The 19,138-nt window shown below is 71.6% G+C and carries 11 protein-coding genes; all 11 read left to right on the forward strand.

Going from position 1 to position 19,138, the window contains the following annotated elements; genetic code table 11:
- The first annotated feature begins 72 nt into the window (after window positions 1–72).
- Window positions 73–1,218, forward strand: a complete 1,146-nt coding sequence (locus ACVN90_RS02890; protein WP_475100697.1) for a serine/threonine-protein kinase — start codon at window positions 73–75, stop codon at window positions 1,216–1,218.
- Window positions 1,218–7,178: an Ig-like domain-containing protein gene (locus ACVN90_RS02895; RefSeq protein WP_475100698.1), complete on the forward strand. Its 5,961-nt coding sequence runs from the start codon at window positions 1,218–1,220 to the stop codon at window positions 7,176–7,178. Before ACVN90_RS02890 ends, ACVN90_RS02895 begins: the two co-directional genes overlap by 1 nt.
- 52 nt (window positions 7,179–7,230) lie before the next feature.
- Complete coding sequence (locus ACVN90_RS02900; protein ID WP_475100699.1) at window positions 7,231–8,196, forward strand: AAA family ATPase; 966 nt, start codon at window positions 7,231–7,233, stop codon at window positions 8,194–8,196.
- Window positions 8,193–9,602, forward strand: a complete 1,410-nt coding sequence (locus ACVN90_RS02905; protein WP_475100700.1) for a DUF58 domain-containing protein — start codon at window positions 8,193–8,195, stop codon at window positions 9,600–9,602. The genes ACVN90_RS02900 and ACVN90_RS02905 overlap by 4 nt, the downstream gene beginning before the upstream one ends.
- Window positions 9,599–12,160: a transglutaminaseTgpA domain-containing protein gene (locus ACVN90_RS02910; protein WP_475100701.1), complete on the forward strand. Its 2,562-nt coding sequence runs from the start codon at window positions 9,599–9,601 to the stop codon at window positions 12,158–12,160. Before ACVN90_RS02905 ends, ACVN90_RS02910 begins: the two co-directional genes overlap by 4 nt.
- A complete protein-coding gene (locus tag ACVN90_RS02915) occupies window positions 12,157–13,779 on the forward strand; it encodes a DUF5684 domain-containing protein (protein WP_475100702.1) in 1,623 nt (540 codons plus the stop codon). Before ACVN90_RS02910 ends, ACVN90_RS02915 begins: the two co-directional genes overlap by 4 nt.
- Window positions 13,776–14,354, forward strand: a complete 579-nt coding sequence (locus tag ACVN90_RS02920; RefSeq protein ID WP_475100703.1) for a hypothetical protein — start codon at window positions 13,776–13,778, stop codon at window positions 14,352–14,354. The genes ACVN90_RS02915 and ACVN90_RS02920 overlap by 4 nt, the downstream gene beginning before the upstream one ends.
- 379 nt (window positions 14,355–14,733) lie before the next feature.
- Window positions 14,734–15,102, forward strand: a complete 369-nt coding sequence (gene rpsL, locus ACVN90_RS02925; protein ID WP_018171438.1) for a 30S ribosomal protein S12 — start codon at window positions 14,734–14,736, stop codon at window positions 15,100–15,102.
- 5 nt (window positions 15,103–15,107) lie between these two features.
- Window positions 15,108–15,578: a 30S ribosomal protein S7 gene (gene rpsG, locus ACVN90_RS02930; protein ID WP_042538706.1), complete on the forward strand. Its 471-nt coding sequence runs from the start codon at window positions 15,108–15,110 to the stop codon at window positions 15,576–15,578.
- 74 nt (window positions 15,579–15,652) lie between these two features.
- Window positions 15,653–17,767 carry an elongation factor G gene (gene fusA / locus ACVN90_RS02935; protein ID WP_475100704.1) on the forward strand — a complete coding sequence of 705 codons (2,115 nt, stop codon included), beginning with the start codon at window positions 15,653–15,655 and terminating at the stop codon, window positions 17,765–17,767.
- A 158-nt stretch (window positions 17,768–17,925) separates the two neighbouring features.
- Window positions 17,926–19,119, forward strand: coding sequence for an elongation factor Tu (tuf, locus tag ACVN90_RS02940; protein ID WP_387144693.1), 1,194 nt, complete (start codon window positions 17,926–17,928; stop codon window positions 19,117–19,119).
- Window positions 19,120–19,138 lie beyond the last annotated feature (19 nt).

A 19,138-nucleotide genomic window follows, 5' to 3' on the forward strand; every position in this document is an offset into this window, starting at 1 on the left:
ATTTTGTTAGCATGACCGGGTTTGTTGCCGCCTGGCATGGGTGCGACGTCGCGGACTGTGGGGAGGTGTGAGGTGGCTGCACGGCTTCCCTCGGCGCCTCCGATCCTTCCGGGGCTCGCCTACATCCGCCCGCTCGGCTCGGGCGGTTTCGCCGACGTCTTCCTGTACGAACAGGACATGCCCCGCCGCAATGTGGCAGTGAAGGTCATGCCGAGCGACGTACGCGACCCTGAGCTGCGGCGCATGTTCAACGCCGAGGCCGACGTGCTCGCGCACCTGTCGGCCCACCCCTCGATCGTGACGGTCTACCAGGCGAGCATCTCGGCCGACGGGCGCCCGTACATCGTCATGGAGTACTGCCCGGGTTCGCTCGCACAGCGGTACCGGGTCGAGCGCATCCCGGTGGAGGAGGTCCTCGCGATCGGCGTGCGCATGGCGAGCGCGCTCGAGTCCGCGCACCGCGCCGGCCTCATCCACCGCGACGTGAAGCCCAGCAACATCCTCATCACGACCTTCGGCACCCCGGTGCTCGCGGACTTCGGCATCTCGGCCTCGCTGCAGCGCAAGAGCGGCGGCGAGGTGCTCGCGATGTCGATCCCGTGGAGTGCCCCCGAGGTCGTCGCCGAGCAGACGAGCGGCACGGTGACCAGCGAGGTGTGGAGCCTGGGCGCCACGGTGTACTCGCTGCTGGCCGGCCACAGCCCGTTCGAGCGCCGCGAGCGCGGCCAGAACACCAAGGACCTGCTGCGCAAGCGCATCGCGCGCGCCACCTACATCGAGATCCCCCGGACCGACGTCCCGGCGTCGCTGCAGGCCGTCCTCGCGACCGCGATGAGCCGCGACCCGGGCCGTCGCCACGACTCCGCCCGTGCCTTCGGCGAGGCGCTGCGCGAGGTGCAGTCGGGGCTCGGCCTGTCGCCGACGCCGCTCGAGATCCCGGACGCGGAGTGGTCCCCGGCATCCGCCCCCGTCGATTTCGCCGACTCGGCACTCCGCGGGCCCGCACGGTCGCACGTCGAGCGCGACCTCACGCGCAAGGCGCGCGCCGGCACCGGCGTCGCTCAGCTCGCCCGCGACGAGGACACCGAGATCTCGGCGCCCGCCCGCCGGCGCGGGCGCGGGCGCGCCGTGCTGCCCTGGGCCATCGGCATCGGAGCGGGGGTCGTCGCCGGGGCCGGTGCCGTCGTCGTGGCGCTGATGGCCGCGGGGGTGCTCTGATGCGACGCGGCACCATCGCCGGCTTCGTCGCCGCCGGGGCGGTGGTGGCCACCGTCATCGGCATCAGCATCGCGTGGCCGGGGCTCGACGCGCAGGAGACCCCCGAGGTCGACACCGCCGTCTGGGCGCTGCAGACCGGCGACGGCCGCCGCTACGCCCGCGTGAACACGTCGGTCGGCGAGCTCGACACCGTCCGCAGCATCAGCAACCCCGACCAGGTGGTGCAGACCGGGGACGCCGCGTACCTCTTCAGCGACAGCTACTCGACGCTCACCCGCATCGACGCCGCGATGCCCACGGATCTCGACGAGGAGGCGCTGCAGTCCTCGCAGAAGACCCCGTCCGGCACGACCGAGGTCGTGACCGCCGGGGACTGGGTCGCCTACGTCACCGACTCGGGTGCGGTGTATGCGGGGCGCCTCTCCAGCGGCACGTCGTCGCAGCTCGACCCCTTCGGAGCCGACGACGAGGACGCCCCGCAGTACACCGCCGAGGCGATCGCCGTCGACGACCGCGGCATGCTGTTCGCCTACTCGGACGCCGACGACTCGGTGCTGCGCTACGACATCCAGGGCGGCGAGGTGCGGAGCCGCGACGCGTTCGACCCGGAGGGGCTCGAGGCGCCCGCGATCACCGCGGCGGGCGACACGTGGGCCGTGGTCGACACCGAGGACGGCGACGTGTGGCTGCGGGGGCAGGATGCTGCGTCCCAGGCGCCGACGACGGGCGCCGTCGTCGTCGGCGCACCGGACGCGAGCGGCACCGACGTCTACCTCGCCGACGACACCGGGCTGGTGCGGGTGCCCGTCGACGGATCGGCCATGGAGACCCCGGTGGGAGGCGGCACCGCGACGGTGCTCGGCACGCCCGCCCAGCCGGTCGCGCACGACGGCGAGACCTATGCCGCATGGCTGGGCCAGGGTGACGCGGGCGGCCTGCTGTGGCGCTCGAGCGGCACCACGACGCAGCTCGACTACGGCGGGGACGCGATCGGCGACCAGCTGCGCCCCGTGTTCGTCGCGAGCTCCTCCGCGGTCATCCTCAACGACACCCGCTCCGGGTGGGCGTGGTCGGTGCCGGATGGCGCGTTGATCCCCTCGAGCCAGGACTGGAGCCTCGACGACCGCACCGACCCCGACGCCGTGCCGAGCGAAGAGCAGCTGCAGGTCGTGCTCGACCCGAAGCCCCCGATCGCCGAGCCCGACGCGTTCGGCGTGCGGGCCGGCACGCTCGCGTCGCTGCCCGTGCTGATGAACGACCACGACCCGAACGAGGACGTGCTCACGATCGACCCGGCTTCGGTCGCCGGGCTCGACCCCGGGTTCGGCTCCGTGTCGGTGACCGACGACGACCAGCGCCTGGCCATCCGCGTGCAACCCGGCGCGACCGGATCGGCGACGTTCTCGTACGCGGTCACCGACGGCACCTCCGAGAGCGGGCTGAGGTCGGAGCCCACGACGGTCACGGTCACCGTGGCGGATGCCGCCGCCGACGCGCCGCCGGAATGGTGCGGTGTCGAGCGGTGCCTCGTCGAGTGGCCGGAGCCCGAGGTCGCCCGCGGCGGCACGGTGACAGTGCCGGTGCTGCCGGGCTGGGTCGACCCGGAGGGCGACCCACTGCTGCTCCTTTCGGTCGCGAACACGAGCGGGATCGGCAGCGTCGCCGCGACGCCCGGCGGCGACGTCGTCTACCAGCACGACGACGCGGGCGACGGCGGGGAGCAGCTCGTCGAGCTCGAGGTCACGGTCGCCGACACCCAGGGCCGGACGACGGTGAAGCCCCTGATGGTCACCGTGTCGCCGCAGCCCCAGCTCGCGGTGCAGTCGTTCGCCGTGACCGACACTGTGGCGTCCGCCCTCACCGTCGACGTCGCGGATCACGTCACGGGCACCGCCGGCACGCTGTCGCTCGAATCGGTGCGCGTGCTCGACGACGCCGCCGCCACAGCGACAGCCGTCAGCGGGTCCACGTCCTTCGACTTCGCGGCCAAGAGCCCGGGCACGTTCCGCGTCGACTTCACGGTGACCGACGGGGTCGGCGAGGCGACCGGCACCGCCCGCATCACGCTGCTGCCCAGCGACGCGCCGGCCCAGCTCGCGACCTCGCCGGTGGTGGCGTTCGTGCACCCGCAGCAGGACGCGACCCTCGAGATCTTCGACGCCGTCTCGAACCCGACGCGCCGCGTGCTGCTGCTGAGCGACGTCGTGGCGCGAGCGGATGACGGTGCGACGCTGTCGGTCGACGCGGTCGGACAGAACCACCTCCGCGTCTCGGGCACGACGGCGGACGGCGCCGCCGGCCGACTCGGCACCGTCTCGTACGTGGTGAGCGACGGCACCGAGGACGCCGGCGCGAGCGTCGAGGGCGAGGCGACGGTGTACCTGCTGCCGCCGGCGCCCGAGCTCGCCCCGATCGCCGTGGACGACTCCGTGATGGTGCGCGCCGGGGCCCAGATCGACATCCCGGTGACGGGCAACGACATCTCGCCGGCCGGCGGGCGGCCGACCCTGAATCCGGCATCGGTGCGCTCCTCGTCCGAGGCCGCGCTCGCGTTCGCATCGGGCGACCTGCTGCGGTACCTCGCGCCCGGCGAACCGGGGGAGTACGCGATCGAGTACTCCGTGTTCACGACCGGCGCTCCGGCGCTCGCCGACACCGCGACGGTGCGCGTGACCGTGATCGACGCCGAGGCCAACCGCGCCCCCACGGCCGACACGCTCGAAGGGCGCGTGCTCAGCGGACAGTCTGCGCTCATCGAGTTCGACGACTTCGGCACCGATCCCGACGGCGACGTCGTGACCCTCGACCGCATCGTCGAGCAGCCCGAGCGGGGCGCGGCCACCATCACCGCCGACGGCGGATCGATCATGTACACGAGCGTGCCCGGCGACAGCGGGCAGGTGTCGTTGCGCTATCGCGTGGTCGACGCGTTCGGCGCCACGGCCGACGGCACCGTGCGCGTCGGGGTGCTCGACAGCCAGGCGAACCCGAGCCCGGTCACCTTCACCGACTACGTGCAGGTGCAGGCGGGCGAGGGCAACACGATCCGGGTCAGCCCGCTCTCCAACGACGTCGACCCCACCCTCGGCGAGCTGAAGGTCACCGACATCCGCCCCGATGTGCCGGCCACGCTCGTCGACGGCAGCGACAATCCCGAGTACGCGCGGCTGAACGCGCAGATCATCGGCGCGGACGACACCACGGTCCGGATCGCGGCGGGCGACGACCCCGCGACGATGTCGTTCCTCTACGACGTCGAGTCCTCGTCGGGCAACACCGGCCGGGGCCTCATCGTCGTGCGGGTGGTGCGCGAGAGCGTGCCCGACTTCCCCGTCGTCGCCGACACCAACCTCACGGTCGAGACCCGCGAGGACTTCCCGCGGGGCGTCGACGTCCTGGCCGGCAAGGTCGCATGGTCGGGCGGCGATGTCGACGACCTCGAGCTGTCGCTGTGGGGCGATCCCGACGGCGTCTCTGTGCAGGGGTCCGAGCTGCGCGGTGCGCTGCCCGAGACCACGCGGCTCATCCCGTTCGCGGTCACCGGCGAGGGCGCCGCGGGCGAGGTCGTCTCCTACGGCTTCCTCCGCGTACCCGGCGACGACGACCTCGCGCTGACGCTGCGTGCGAATGCCGCGTCCCCCGAGGTCACCGAGCTCGAGTCGACGACCTTCGACATGGCGGGCCTCGTGGCGCGCCCGCGTGGCGCGGTGGTCGAGCTCGGCGACGAGGTGCGGGTGTCGGGCGCACGCGCCGAGGCGGCGTGCACTGTCGAGTCGGGCACCGTCGTGCGCTACGACGCGGGCTCCGGCGCGCCCTGGGTCGATGCCTGCCAGGTGCCAGTGCGGCTCAGCGGTCAGGAGGACTGGACCTACCTGTCGGTGCCGATCGTGGTGCACCCGCGCGATCCGCAGCCCGAGCTGCGGCCGGGATCGATCACTGTCGGGCCGGGCGAGACCGCGACCTTCGACCTCCAGAACATGACGACGTGGCAGCTGCGGCCGGACTGGGACGGCATCGTCTACGCGACCGAGCACTCCGGCGGCGCGTTCGAGGTCACCCAGGAGGGCTCCGTCGTGACGGTGACCGGGGCGGACCGTGCCCTCCCCGGCTCCGAGGAGGCTGTGCTCGTCTCCGTCACGAGTCATCCGTCGGTGACCCCCGCACGACTCATCCTCCGCGTCGGCGCCGCACCATCGACCCTTCCGCAGGGCGGTTCCGTGGTGCAGCAGTGCTCGCAGGCCGGCGGATCGTCGTGCACGATCCCGGTGATCGGGGCGGGCGGCGAGGTCAACCCGCTGCCGCGCACACCTCTCGAGGTCGTCGACGTGCGCCCGACGGGTGCCTGCGTCGGGGTGGGCTTCCAAGTGGCGTCGGCGACGTCGATCACGGCCAGCTGGACGACGGATGCCCCGGGCGCGACGTGCACCGCCACGTTCTCGGTGCGTGACGCCCAGGGCCGCGTGACGAACGCCGAACGCGACGGCCGCGTGCTGCTCGACCTGCTCGGGTACCCCAAGGCGCCCGCGAGCATGACCCAGGTGGCGTATGCCGACGGAGCCGTCACCCTGCGGATCGATCCCGGCGAGGCGAGACTGGCCTACCCGGCGCTCATGGGCTTCGTCATCCGCACGGGCGGGCAGGAGGTCGCGCGGTGCACCGCGGACGGCGTGTGCCCGGCGATCCCCGCGCCGAACGGCGAGCAGCGGACGTACGACGCGTGGGCCGTCAACGGCGTAGGCGAGTCGAGAGCCGGCGTGCGCACCGTGGCGTGGGCGTACGACGCGCCGCTCGCACCCACGAGCGTGGTCGCTGCCCCCGTCGTCACCGGCGACGGGGCGGGCGGCATCGTGTCGCTGGTCATCGACGGGATCGAGGCCGGCGAGACCGGCAGCCTCGAGATCGCGAGTCCCGCCGGCGAGACCGTGCGGGTGCCGGTGAACCGCAACCAGACGCGCGTCGAGGTGCCGTCGTTCCGCGTCGGCAGCAACACCGGCACGATCGTCACGATCACCCCGTACTCGCGCTTCGACCTGCCTCCTGGCCTCGGCGGCAGCGCGTCCGGCGCGGCAGCGACGGTGCAGACCAACGGGATCGGCAGTCCGCTGTCGCCGCAGCTCACACTGAGCTCGGTGTCGAACGGCGACGGCACCGCGACGGTCACGGCGCGCGCCTCCGCGCAGCGCAACGGCGACGGCTCGGCACTGCTCTACGGAATCGTGCAGGACGGTGATCGCTGCAGAGCGATCGACGGCGGCGAGACGGCAGCCTTCCCCGGTCTGGAGGACGGCGAGGAGTACACGTTCCGGATGTGCGTCGAGTCGTGGTGGGATGACGAGTCCTACGGCCGCGTCGAGACGACGGCGACAGTCCGCGCCCAGCAGTCCGGCAGGTCGCCACAGGGCTGGACGTTCGTCGTCGACGGCAGGCCGAACGTGCAGGCGCAGCGCGCCGACTGGGTGATCCGCGACACCCCGACCACGACCGAGCGGCTCCCCAACCGCAATCACGCCGAGTTCCAGGGCTGGGGCCCCGGCAGCACGGTGTTCGGTCAGGATCCCGGCATCCAGGTGCGCTACGTGCACGACTTCTGGGGAACGGCCACCGCGTGGTCGACGGTGACACCGCGCGCCGGCAGCGCCCCGTACCAGGTGCAGGCGAACTGGACGGTCACCTCGTGCGTCGGGGGCAGCGCGCTGGTCTACCGCGGGCAGTCGTCGAACGCCCCGAACGGCTCCTCCGCCGTGTTCACGTTCGGCAACACGGGGCTGCGCTACTACGACGAGCAGGACCGGCTGCTCGCGCACACCGCTGACACGTGGGATGTGCCGGTCGGCGCGGTTCGCGTGGAGGGCATCGCCGTGTCGGTCGACTGGAGCGCGCAGGGCTGGGGTCTGTCGCCCGTGAACACGACCTTTGAAGCGGTATGCCAGCCGAACAACGGCAGCGAGCCCACACCCTGAGCGGCAGCATCCGTTCTCCCCACCATTTCCCGCAGACGACGAAGGACACCGCATGACGATCACGCAGGAGCAGGCCGACTGGTTCGCGCAGACGTTCGGGCAGATCGCCGACAACGTCGAGCGCGCCGTGCTCGGCAAGCGCCACGTCGTCGAGCTCGTGCTCACCGCGATGCTCAGCGACGGCCACGTGCTCCTGGAGGACGTGCCCGGAACGGGCAAGACCTCGCTCGCGCGCGCGATGGCGCAGTCGGTGCAGGGCACGAACACCCGCATCCAGTTCACGCCCGACCTGCTGCCGAGCGACATCACGGGGCTCAGTGTCTACGACCAGAAGGAGGGCGTGTTCGAGTTCCACGCCGGCCCGATCTTCGCGAACATCGTGCTCGCCGACGAGATCAACCGCGCGAGCCCGAAGACGCAGTCCGCCCTCCTCGAGGTGATGGAGGAGGGGCGCGTCACGATCGACGGCGTCTCACGCGAAGCCGGCGTGCCGTTCCTCGTGCTCGCGACGCAGAACCCCGTCGAGCAGGCCGGCACCTACCGCCTGCCCGAGGCGCAGCTCGACCGGTTCATGATGCGCACGTCGCTCGGCTACCCCGACCACGCGGCGACAGTCCGCATCCTCGACGGGGCCGCCGTCGCGACCGCCGAGCTCACGCCGATCATCACGCCGCAGGCGCTCGTCGGCATGGCCGACCTCGCGGCCGAGGTGTACGTCGACGCGCTCGTGCTCGACTACATCGCCCGCCTGGTCGACAGCACGCGCACGGCCGACGAGGTGCGCCTGGGCGTCAGCATCCGTGGCGCCCTCGCCCTCACGCGCGCCGTCCGCACGCGCGCCGCCGCACAGGGCCGCACCTACGCGACCCCCGACGACGTCAAGACGCTCGCCGTGCCTGTGCTGTCGCACCGGCTGATCCTGCACCCCGAGGCCGAGTTCGACGGCGTCACCCCCGAGACCGTGGTCGGGCAGGTGCTGCTCGACGTGGCACCGCCCTCGAGACGCGAAGCGGTATGAGCAGCCCCGAGCGCCGCGGCGGTTCCACCAGCACGATGGAGCCGCGCATCACGCGCACCGTCCAGGCCACCGGCACGACCGGTCGCACGCACGTGACCGCCACGGCCACGAGCGTCGGCGAGTCGCGCCGCGGTCGCGCGTTCGTGCGCGCGGCCGTGTGGTGGACGCGCGTGTGGCGGGCGGCGGGCTCGGGCATCACCACCGCGGCGGAGTGGGCCGCCCAGACGATCCGGCCGGCCGGGGCCCTGGTCGCCGTCGCGGCGACCGTCGGGCTCGTGCTCGGGATCGTGTTCGGCTGGGTGGAGTTCATGGTCGCGGGCGCAGCATCCGTCGTCCTCCTCCTCGCCGCCGTGCCGTTCCTGTTCGGCGCCCGCGCGTACGACGTCGACCTGTCGCTGACGCACGAACGGATCGTGGCGGGCGAGGGCGTCACCGGGCGCATCGACGTGCGCAACGACGGCCATCGCACGGCGTTGCCAGGCCGGATCGACATCCCGGTCGGGGCGGGCCTCGTCGAGTACGGCGTGCCGCTGCTGCGTCCGGGCCACGCGGTCGAGCAGCCGATCGACATCCCGGGCCTCAAACGGGGCATCGTGACGGTCGGGCCCGCGACGACGGTGCGCAGCGACCCGATCGGCATGCTGCGCCGTGAGCACTCGTTCCACGACGTGCACGATCTGTACGTCCACCCGCGCACGGTGGCGCTGCCGTCGACGAGCGCCGGACTTATCCGCGATCTCGAGGGCGCGCCGACGCGTCGCCTCGTCGACGCCGACATGTCGTTCCACGCGATCCGCGAGTACGCTCCGGGCGACTCGCGGCGGCAGATCCACTGGCGGTCGACGGCCAAGACCGGACGGCTCATGGTGCGCCAGTACGAGGAGTCCCGGCGCTCGCGCATGGCCGTCGTGCTCGGGGTCTGGGAGGCCGAGTACTCCGACGCCGACGAGTTCGAGCTCGCCGTGTCGTGCGCGGCGTCGCTGGGGCTGCGCGCCGTCCACGATGCCCGCGACGTGCAGATCGTGACCGGATCCGAGATCCCGCGCGTGGTGCGCGGGCGCCTGCGCGCGATCCGCCATATCCCCTCGGCGGCGCCGCGCCCCATGCTGGACGGCTTCAGCGGCGTCGACCTGCTCGAGAGCACGATGCCCGTGGGCGAGGTGTGCCGGCTCGCGGCCGAGTCGGGCGAGCGGCTGTCGATCGCGTTCGTCGTGGTGGGCTCCCGCGTGCCGCTCGCGCGGCTGCAGCAGGCTGCCCTCGCGTTCCCGGCAGACACCGCGGTGGTGGGCGTCATCTGCGACGAGCGCGCGCACCCGCGCATGCAGCCGCTGTCGGGCATGACGGTGCTCACCGTCGGAACCCTCGAAGACCTCTCGGGCCTGCTGCTGCGGGGAGCGGCATCGTGAGCGGGCCGATCCCGGTGAGGGAGCGGATGGATGCTGCGCCCCGGGGCGCGGCCGAGACGCCGGCGCTGCGCGCGCCGCGGTTCGTCGCCCGCGTGTGGGTCGGGGCGGGCTTCGCCGCGGTCATCGCGCTCGTCGCGGCCGTCGCCGCCTGGCCCATCTATCGGTCGGGCACCTTCGCGCTCCTGGTGGGCGTCGGCACGCTGGTGGGTGGCGGGATCGCGGCCCTGGGATGGTGGCGGCGCTGGAGCGGGTGGGCCGTCGCTGCGGCGCTGGCCCTCGCGATCCTCGTCCTCGGCGTGCCGCTCGCCGTACCCTCGCGCCTCGGCACGCCCGACGACCTGCTGCGCGGGCTCGGCGAACTGGCGAGCGGGCTGGTGCTCGGCTGGAAGGACCTCGTCACCGTCGAGCTGCCGGTCGGCTCGTACCGCAACCTGCTCGTGCCGGCGCTGGTCGTATTCCTCGTCGGCACCTGTGCGGTGCTGCTCCTCGCGTGGCGGGAGGATCGCGCGGCGTACGCCGCGGTGCCGGTGGCGCTCGGCATGGTGACGTTCGGGCTCTTCTTCGGCCGCACCACGGTGAGCGCCCCGCTCGAGGTCGGCCCGGTGTTCCTCTACGCGCCCGTCGAGACCACGGTCGGCGTCGCCGGACTCGTGGCGTGCCTGCTGTGGCTGGCCTGGCGAACCCACGACGAGCGCGTCCGCGCGCTCCAGCGGGCCGCAGCATCCAGCGGTGTCCGCATCTCGCGCCGCCCCTCCGCGGCCGACCGCCGACGCACCGCGCTCGGCGCGGGAATGGTTGCCGTCGCCCTCGCCCTCGCGGTCGCGGTCGTGCCCTTCGCCGCCCGCGGGGCGGAGCGCGAGGTGCTGCGTTCGGCCGTCGGCCCCGACATCGACCTGTCGGCCGAGGTGAGCCCGCTGTCGCAGTACCGCGCGCTGTTCGCCGACGCGCGCGCCGACGACGTGCTGTTCACGGTCGAGCCCGTCGTGAGCGACGGCGTGGTGGACGCGCTCCCCGAGCGCGTGCGGCTCGCGACCCTCGACGCCTACGACGGCGAAGTGTTCCGCTCGGGCGGCGAAGGTGCCGTCGACGCCGGCCGGTTCGTCCGCGTGCCGTCGGCCCTCGACGGCGGCGAGGGTACGCCGGTGGCGGCGCGGATCGAGATCGACGCCTGGGACGGCATCTGGATGCCGACCGCCGGCCGGCTCGAGGCTGTCGCGTTCGACGGCGACCGGGCCGCGTCGCTCGCCGACAAGTTCTACTACAACGCCGCGGCGTCCGCCGCGGTGCAGACGGCCGGGGGAGGCTTCGAGTCGGGCGATGCGTTCGTCGTGCGCGGCGTCGAGCCCCGAGCCCCGGCGCTCGCGGACCTGGACGCTCCCGGAAGCCCGGGCGGGGTCGCCGCGCCCGACAGCCTCCGCACGTGGCTGGACGAGCACGCGGTCGGCTCCGGCGGCCCGGCCCTCGAGAGCGCGGTAGCGCTGCTGCGCGAGCGCGGCTATCTCAGCCACGGCCTCGCCGAGGGCGAGCAGGAGCCGGCGTGGGTCGCCGCCCTGCCCGACTACGCGTTCCAGCCGAGCGCCTCGGGCCACTCGCTCGCCCGGGTCGACACGATGTTCGCGCGCCTGCTCGAGCGTGAGACCGACCTGAAGGCCGTCGCATCCGGCAACTACGTCGCCGCGATCGGCGACGACGAGCAGTTCGCCGTCGCGGTGGCGCTCATGGCCCGCGAGCTCGGGTTCCCATCCCGGGTGGTGCTGGGGGCGCGCCTGACGTCGGCGGAGCCGGGCCTCGCGACGTGCGACGAGGGCGCCTGCCGCGCGCAGGACCTCGCCGCGTGGACCGAGGTGCAGTCGGCATCCGGCGACTGGGTCGCCGTCGACGTGACGCCCCAGCACGCGCAGTCGCCGAGCCTCGACACGACCGAGCAGCGCGACCCCGAGAACGTCACCGAGGTGCGCCCCGAGTCGGTCGAGGAGGTCGTGCCGCCCGACCCCACGCAGGAGGACTCGGCCACCGACCGCCCCGCCGACGAAGACTCTGGAGTCGATCTCGCCTGGCTCTGGCCGGTGCTGCGGATCGGCGGCATCGTCCTCCTGGTGCTCGTGCTCGCCCTCGGGCCGTTCCTCATCGTGATCGGGACGAAGGCCGCGCGCCGGCGGGGCCGTCGCCGCAACGGAACCCCTTCGACCCGCATCGCCGGCGGCTGGGACGAGTACGTCGATGCGGCGATCGACAGCGGCCGCGCGGCATCCCGCACCGCCACGCGCTCAGAGCTCGCCGCCGCTTTCGCGACGCCCGCGGGGTCCGCGCTCGCGCGGGACGCCGACCGCGCCGTCTTCTCGCACGCGGACCTCTCCTCCGACGAGGCGAAGCGCTACTGGGCGGCCGTCGACGCGGAGCGACGCGCCCTGCGACGCGAACGCGGGTTCTGGCGCGGGGCGCTCGCGACCGTATCGTTGAGATCGTTGTTCCGACCGATGGCGCCCGAACCGGGCGGCCGCACGCGATTCGCCGAGAGGGGGAGACGACGGGCCGAGCCCGTGCGTCCCATGCCATGAACGCCACAGATGCCACCGCAGCCGTCGTCGGCACCCTGATCAGCCTGCTCCTGTTCGCCGGTTTCTACGTCTGGACCGCGCTCGCCCTGTCGGCGGTGTTCCGCAAGTCCGGGGTCGAGGCGTGGCAGGCCTGGGTGCCGGTCCTCAACATCATCGTGCTGCTCCGCCTCGCCGGGCTCTCGCCGTGGCTCGTGATCCTCGCGTTCATCCCGTTCGTCAACATCGCGTTCCTCGTGGTCTGGGCGATCGCGCTCTTCCGCGTCAACGTGGCCTTCGGCTTCGGCGCCGGCATGACAGTCCTCGGCTTTCTCGTGTTCCCGGTCTGGGCGTCGGTCGTCGGCTGGGGAAGTGCGCGCTGGGTCGGACGGGAGACGGATGCTGCGGCCCGCGCCTCCTTCGGCGCCGGCGTGCGCCGTACCTCGAGTGATCCGGAGCTTCCTCCGCTGCCGCCGTTCCCCACTCCGGGTGCGCACACCGGTGCTCCGGCGGCATATCCGCCGGCGCCGACGGCCTTCCCCCCTGCGCCGACGAGCGCGGGCGCGGGGTTCGCGCCGCCGCCCGCGTCTGCTCCCCCTGCACCCGCCGCCTCGCCGGCCGCTGCCGCGCCCGTGACGCACGTGCCGGTGCCCGTGCCCGCCGCGCCACCTGCCCCTGCCGCGCCCGTTGCTTCCGCCGCACCCGGGGCCGAGGCATCCGTCTTGTCCTCCGGCGACGACGTCGCGCCGCCCGCGACGGGCTGGACGCCACCGCCCCTGCCCTCTCGCCCCGTCTCCGCGACGCCGGCCGAGGTGGGCGGGAACGGCTCCGGCGACGCAGATCCCTGGCAGGGATTCGCGCTCGACGGCGTCGACCTGAGCGCCGAGGTCACCGGCGCCGTGCCCGGTGCTCCCGCGCCGATCTCCGCGGTGCCCGCCACTCCGCTCGCGCCCGTCCCGCCCACCGCTCCCGCGACTCCGGCGCCCGCGGGGCCGGCCCGCCGCACCGCGGAGCCGTTCGTGGCGCCGGACGCCGCGACGACGAGCGAGGAGGGCATCACGCGGCCGCCGGTCACGCGTGTGCCGGCCGCGCCCCCGTCGGGCGACGAAGGCGAGCCGTGGGCGCCCGCGCGCTCGCCGATGAGCGAGGCCGACGCCTTCCCCGAGACCTCCGGTCCGGTGTCGGCGATCTCCGGTGCACCCGACGCCGGCTCCCCGCGCTCGGCTCGGTCGTCGGTGTCGGCGTTCCACGGCAAGCCCGAGATCCCCGACGAGCAGGACCTCTTCGAAGAGACGATCATCGCCCGCCGCAAGCGCACCGACTGGGCGCTCGTGCCGCCCACCGGGGAGCCCGTCGCTCTCTCGGCGGAGGTCGTCATCCTGGGACGCCGGCCGGCGGCCGATCCGGACCACCCGAGCGCGCAGCTGGTCTCGATCCAGGACGGCACGGTGTCGAAGACGCACGCGCGCCTGAACCTGCGCGATGACAAGTGGTACGTGACCGACCTCGACTCCACCAACGGCGTGCTGTTCGCCACGGTGATGGGCACCGAGGTCGAGGCACCCCCGGGCGAAGAGGTCGAGGCCGGCGACCGGTTCCTGCTGGGTGACGCCGAGGTCCGGCTGCGGCGGAGCGACGGGTGATCGATCCCGACGACGAGCGCACCGCCGTCTCGCGACGGAACGCGCCGGCGGCGGCTCCGGCCGACGACGCGCTCGACGACAGGACCCTGCCGTCGCGGCGTTCCTCGGCGGGGGTGGAAGCGGTCGACGACACGGTGATCTCTGCGAGGTCGGCCGCGCCCTCCGACTCCGAATTGGCCACGCAGGCGGCGACCGCGTCGGCACCGGCCGGCCCGCGACGCACCGCGCATGCTCCGGCACCCGAACCGCCGAACACCCGTGCGGGCGCGACGCGTGCTGCGTCCCCGGCGCGCCCCGCCCCGGAGCCGGCCACGCCGAGCTCGGCGACGCCCGGCAGGGTCGCCTCCGCGCCCGCATCGGCTGCCGCCGCCTACCGTGCGCGCTCCGTCCCGCCGGTCACGGCGGTGCGCGCCGAGCCGGCGCGTCGGGCCCCTCAGGACCACGTCGACACGGCGGCCGCCGAGGCCGCCCGCAGGCGCCGCCGACGACGGCGGACGATCGCCGTCGCGGTCGCGGCATCCGTCCTCGTCATCGTCGCCGCGCTGGCACTCGTCGCCCTGCTGACGACCGGCTGACGGGTACGGCGAGGGCGATCTCGGCTGTGCTGCGGCGTGTCGTCGCCCGGTTGGGCGTGCGACGTGCTTCCGCGTTTGCCCGGCCCCCGAAACCCACGTATCATGGATCGGGTGTGCGCTCACGCGCGCCGTCGACCGTGCCTCGGTGCGGGAACCGGTGCGAGCGCCGCATCTCAGGGAACGGCCTGCGAACAGGCCACCCCCACGGCATACCCACCAACAAGAGCGCGACAGTCATTCTGGCGCGTCGGTGGGTCAGCGTGAGCCCGCAGCGTCACGAATCGAAAGATCCGGATGCCGCGGGGGAGACCACGACGCTGTCACCGTGCAGCACCTGTGCGGAGCCGACAGGCACCGTGCAGCACAACAAGGAGAGAACGTGCCAACCATTCAGCAGTTGGTTCGCAAGGGTCGCTCGCCCAAGGTCTCGAAGACCAAGGCGCCGGCGCTCAAGGCGAACCCGCAGCAGGCGGGTGTCTGCACCCGCGTGTACACGACCACCCCGAAGAAGCCGAACTCGGCGATGCGCAAGGTCGCCCGTGTCAAGCTCCGCAACGGCACCGAGGTCACCGCGTACATCCCCGGCGAGGGCCACAACCTGCAGGAGCACTCGCTCGTGCTGGTCCGCGGCGGTCGTGTGAAGGACCTCCCCGGTGTCCGCTACAAGATCGTCCGCGGTGCGCTCGACACCCAGGCAGTCAAGAACCGTAAGCAGGCTCGCAGCCGCTACGGCGCGAAGAAGGGCTGAGAAAGATGCCTCGTAAGGGACCCGCCCCGAAGCGCCCCGTCGTCAACGACCCGGTCTACGGCGCTCCGATCGTCAGCCAGCTCGTGAACAAGATCCTCGTCGACGGCAAGAAGTCGCTCGCCGAGTCGATCGTGTACAACGCCCTCAAGGGTGTCGAGGCGAAGAACGGCCAGGACGCCGTCGCCACGCTCAAGAAGGCGCTCGACAACGTGCGCCCGACCCTCGAGGTCAAGTCGCGCCGCGTCGGTGGCTCGACCTACCAGGTGCCGGTCGAGGTCAAGCCTCACCGCGCCAACACGCTCGCCCTCCGCTGGCTCGTGAGCTACGCGAAGGGTCGTCGTGAGAAGACGATGACCGAGCGCCTCCAGAACGAGATCCTGGACGCCTCGAACGGCCTCGGTGCCGCGGTCAAGCGCCGCGAAGACACCCACAAGATGGCCGAGTCGAACCGCGCCTTCGCGCACTACCGCTGGTAATCAGCATCCCCGCCGCTCCCGCGACCCGCGGGAGCGGCGGGCCCGCTACCACCTTCAACAGCTAAGGACACCCCGTGGCACAAGAAGTGCTCACCGACCTCAACAAGGTCCGCAACATCGGCATCATGGCGCACATCGATGCCGGCAAGACGACGACGACCGAGCGCATCCTGTTCTACACGGGCGTCAACCACAAGATCGGTGAGACGCACGACGGCGCTGCGACCACCGACTGGATGGAGCAGGAGCAGGAGCGCGGCATCACGATCACGTCGGCCGCCGTCACGTGCTTCTGGAACAAGAACCAGATCAACATCATCGACACGCCCGGCCACGTCGACTTCACGGTCGAGGTCGAGCGGTCGCTGCGCGTCCTCGATGGCGCGGTCGCCGTCTTCGACGGCAAGGAGGGCGTCGAGCCCCAGTCCGAGACCGTCTGGCGTCAGGCCGACAAGTACGACGTCCCCCGCATCTGCTTCGTCAACAAGATGGACAAGCTGGGCGCCGACTTCTACTTCACGGTCGACACCATCATCAACCGCCTGAAGGCCAAGCCGCTCGTGCTCCAGCTGCCCATCGGCTCGGAGAGCGACTTCGTGGGCGTCATCGACCTCGTCGAGATGCGCGCGCTGGTGTGGCCCGGCGACGCCAAGGGCGACGTGACCATGGGCGCCAAGTACGAGATCCAGGAGATCCCGGCCGACCTCGCCGACAAGGCCGCGGAGTACCGCGAGATCCTTCTCGAGACGGTCGCCGAGTCCGACGAGGAGCTTCTCGAGAAGCACTTCGGCGGCGAGGAGCTCACGGTCGCCGAGATCAAGGCCGCGATCCGCAAGCTCACCATCGCCTCGGAGCTCTACCCCGTGCTCTGCGGCTCGGCGTTCAAGAACCGCGGCGTGCAGCCGATGCTCGACGCCGTCGTGGACTACCTCCCGTCGCCCCTCGACGTCCCCGCCATCGAGGCGAAGGACCCGAAGGACGAAGAGATCATCATCGAGCGTCACGCAGACCGCGACGAGCCCTTCGCGGCGCTCGCGTTCAAGATCGTGACGCACCCCTTCTTCGGTCGACTGACCTACATCCGCGTCTACTCGGGTCACCTCGACTCGGGCGCCCAGGTCGTCAACGCGACCAAGGGCAAGAAGGAGCGCATCGGGAAGATCTTCCAGATGCACGCCAACAAGGAGATGCCGGTCGACTCGGTCACCGCCGGTCACATCTACGCGGTCATCGGCCTCAAGGACACCACCACCGGTGACACCCTCGCCGACAGCCAGAACCAGGTCGTCCTCGAGTCGATGACGTTCCCGGAGCCGGTCATCGAGGTAGCCATCGAGCCAAAGACCAAGGCCGACCAGGAGAAGCTGGGTCTCGCGATCCAGAAGCTCGCCGAAGAGGACCCGACGTTCCGCGTCGAGCAGAACGCCGAGACCGGCCAGACGGTCATCAAGGGCATGGGCGAGCTGCACCTCGACATCCTCGTGGACCGCATGAAGCGCGAGTTCAAGGTCGAGGCCAACGTCGGAAAGCCGCAGGTCGCGTACCGCGAGACGATCAAGAAGTCCGTCGAGCGTCACGACTACACCCACAAGAAGCAGACCGGTGGGTCGGGCCAGTTCGCGAAGATCCAGTTCGCGCTGGAGCCGCTCGAGGTCACGGCCGACAAGACGTACGAGTTCGAGAACAAGGTCACCGGTGGCCGCATCCCGCGCGAGTACATCGAGCCGACCAACCAGGGCTTCCAGGACGCCATGAACGTCGGCGTGCTCGCCGGCTACCCCATGGTGGGCGTGAAGGCCATCCTCATGGACGGTGCGTCGCACGACGTCGACTCGTCCGAGATGGCGTTCAAGATCGCGGGCTCCATGGGCTTCAAGGAGGCCGTCCGCAAGGCGAACCCCGTCATCCTCGAGCCGCTCATGGCGGTCGAGGTGCGTACTCCCGAGGAGTACATGGGCGACGTCATCGGCGACCTGAACTCGCGTCGTGGCCAGATCCAGTCGATGGAGGACGCCCAGGGCGTCAAGGTCGTCCGCGCGCTGGTCCCGCTCTCCGAGATGTTCGGCTACATCGGCGACCTGCGCTCGAAGACCTCGGGCCGCGCCGTCTACTCGATGGAGTTCGACAGCTACGCCGAGGTTCCTCGCAACGTGGCCGACGAGATCGTCCAGAAGGTCAAGGGCGAGTAACCCTTTTCCGTCGGGATGCCTCGGTGACGAGGCATCCCGACGGCACAACTTCACACAGAATCAACAGAACCGTCTCTACTAAGGTGGAGATATCCCCGTAGACGACCGGCGCACACCAGCGCCCGGAACCTCTACACGAACGTCCTGAGGAGGACCCAGTGGCTAAGGCCAAGTTCGAGCGCACCAAGCCGCACGTGAACATCGGAACGATCGGTCACGTCGACCACGGCAAGACCACGCTCACCGCCGCAATCTCGAAGGTGCTCGCCGACACGTACCCGTCGGCCACCAACGTGCAGCGCGACTTCGCGTCGATCGACTCGGCTCCCGAGGAGCGTCAGCGCGGCATCACGATCAACATCTCGCACGTCGAGTACGAGACCCCGAAGCGTCACTACGCGCACGTCGACGCCCCGGGTCACGCCGACTACATCAAGAACATGATCACCGGTGCCGCTCAGATGGACGGCGCGATCCTCGTGGTCGCCGCTACCGACGGCCCGATGGCTCAGACGCGTGAGCACGTGCTGCTCGCCAAGCAGGTCGGCGTGCCCTACCTGCTCGTCGCGCTGAACAAGTCGGACATGGTCGACGACGAGGAGATCCTGGAGCTCGTCGAGCTCGAGGTTCGCGAGCTGCTGTCGTCGCAGGACTTCGACGGCGACAACGCTCCGGTCGTTCGCGTCTCGGGCCTCAAGGCTCTCGAGGGCGACGCCGAGTGGACCGCGAAGATCCTCGAGCTCATGGAGGCGGTCGACGCGTCGATCCCCGACCCGGTGCGCGACAAGGACAAGCCGTTCCTCATGCCGATCGAGGACGTCTTCACCATCACCGGCCGTGGCACGGTCGTCACGGGCCGCGCCGAGCGTGGCACGCTGGCCATCAACTCCGAGGTCGAGATCGTGGGTCTGCGCCCGACGCAGAAGACGATCGTCACCGGTATCGAGATGTTCCACAAGCAGCTCGACGAGGCATGGGCCGGCGAGAACTGTGGTCTGCTCCTGCGCGGCACCAAGCGTGACGACGTCGAGCGCGGCCAGGTCGTCGTGAAGCCCGGTTCGGTCACCCCGCACACCAACTTCGAGGGCACGGCGTACATCCTGTCCAAGGAAGAGGGCGGCCGCCACAACCCGTTCTTCACGAACTACCGCCCGCAGTTCTACTTCCGCACCACCGACGTCACCGGCGTCATCACGCTGCCCGAGGGCACCGAGATGGTCATGCCCGGCGACACCACCGACATGACGGTCGAGCTGATCCAGCCGATCGCCATGGAGGAGGGCCTCGGCTACGCCATCCGTGAGGGTGGCCGCACCGTCGGCGCCGGCACGGTCACGAAGATCCTCAAGTAAGGTTCTTCGGCGCAACTGC

The sequence above is a fragment of the Microbacterium sp. F01 genome (genome assembly GCF_056156365.1).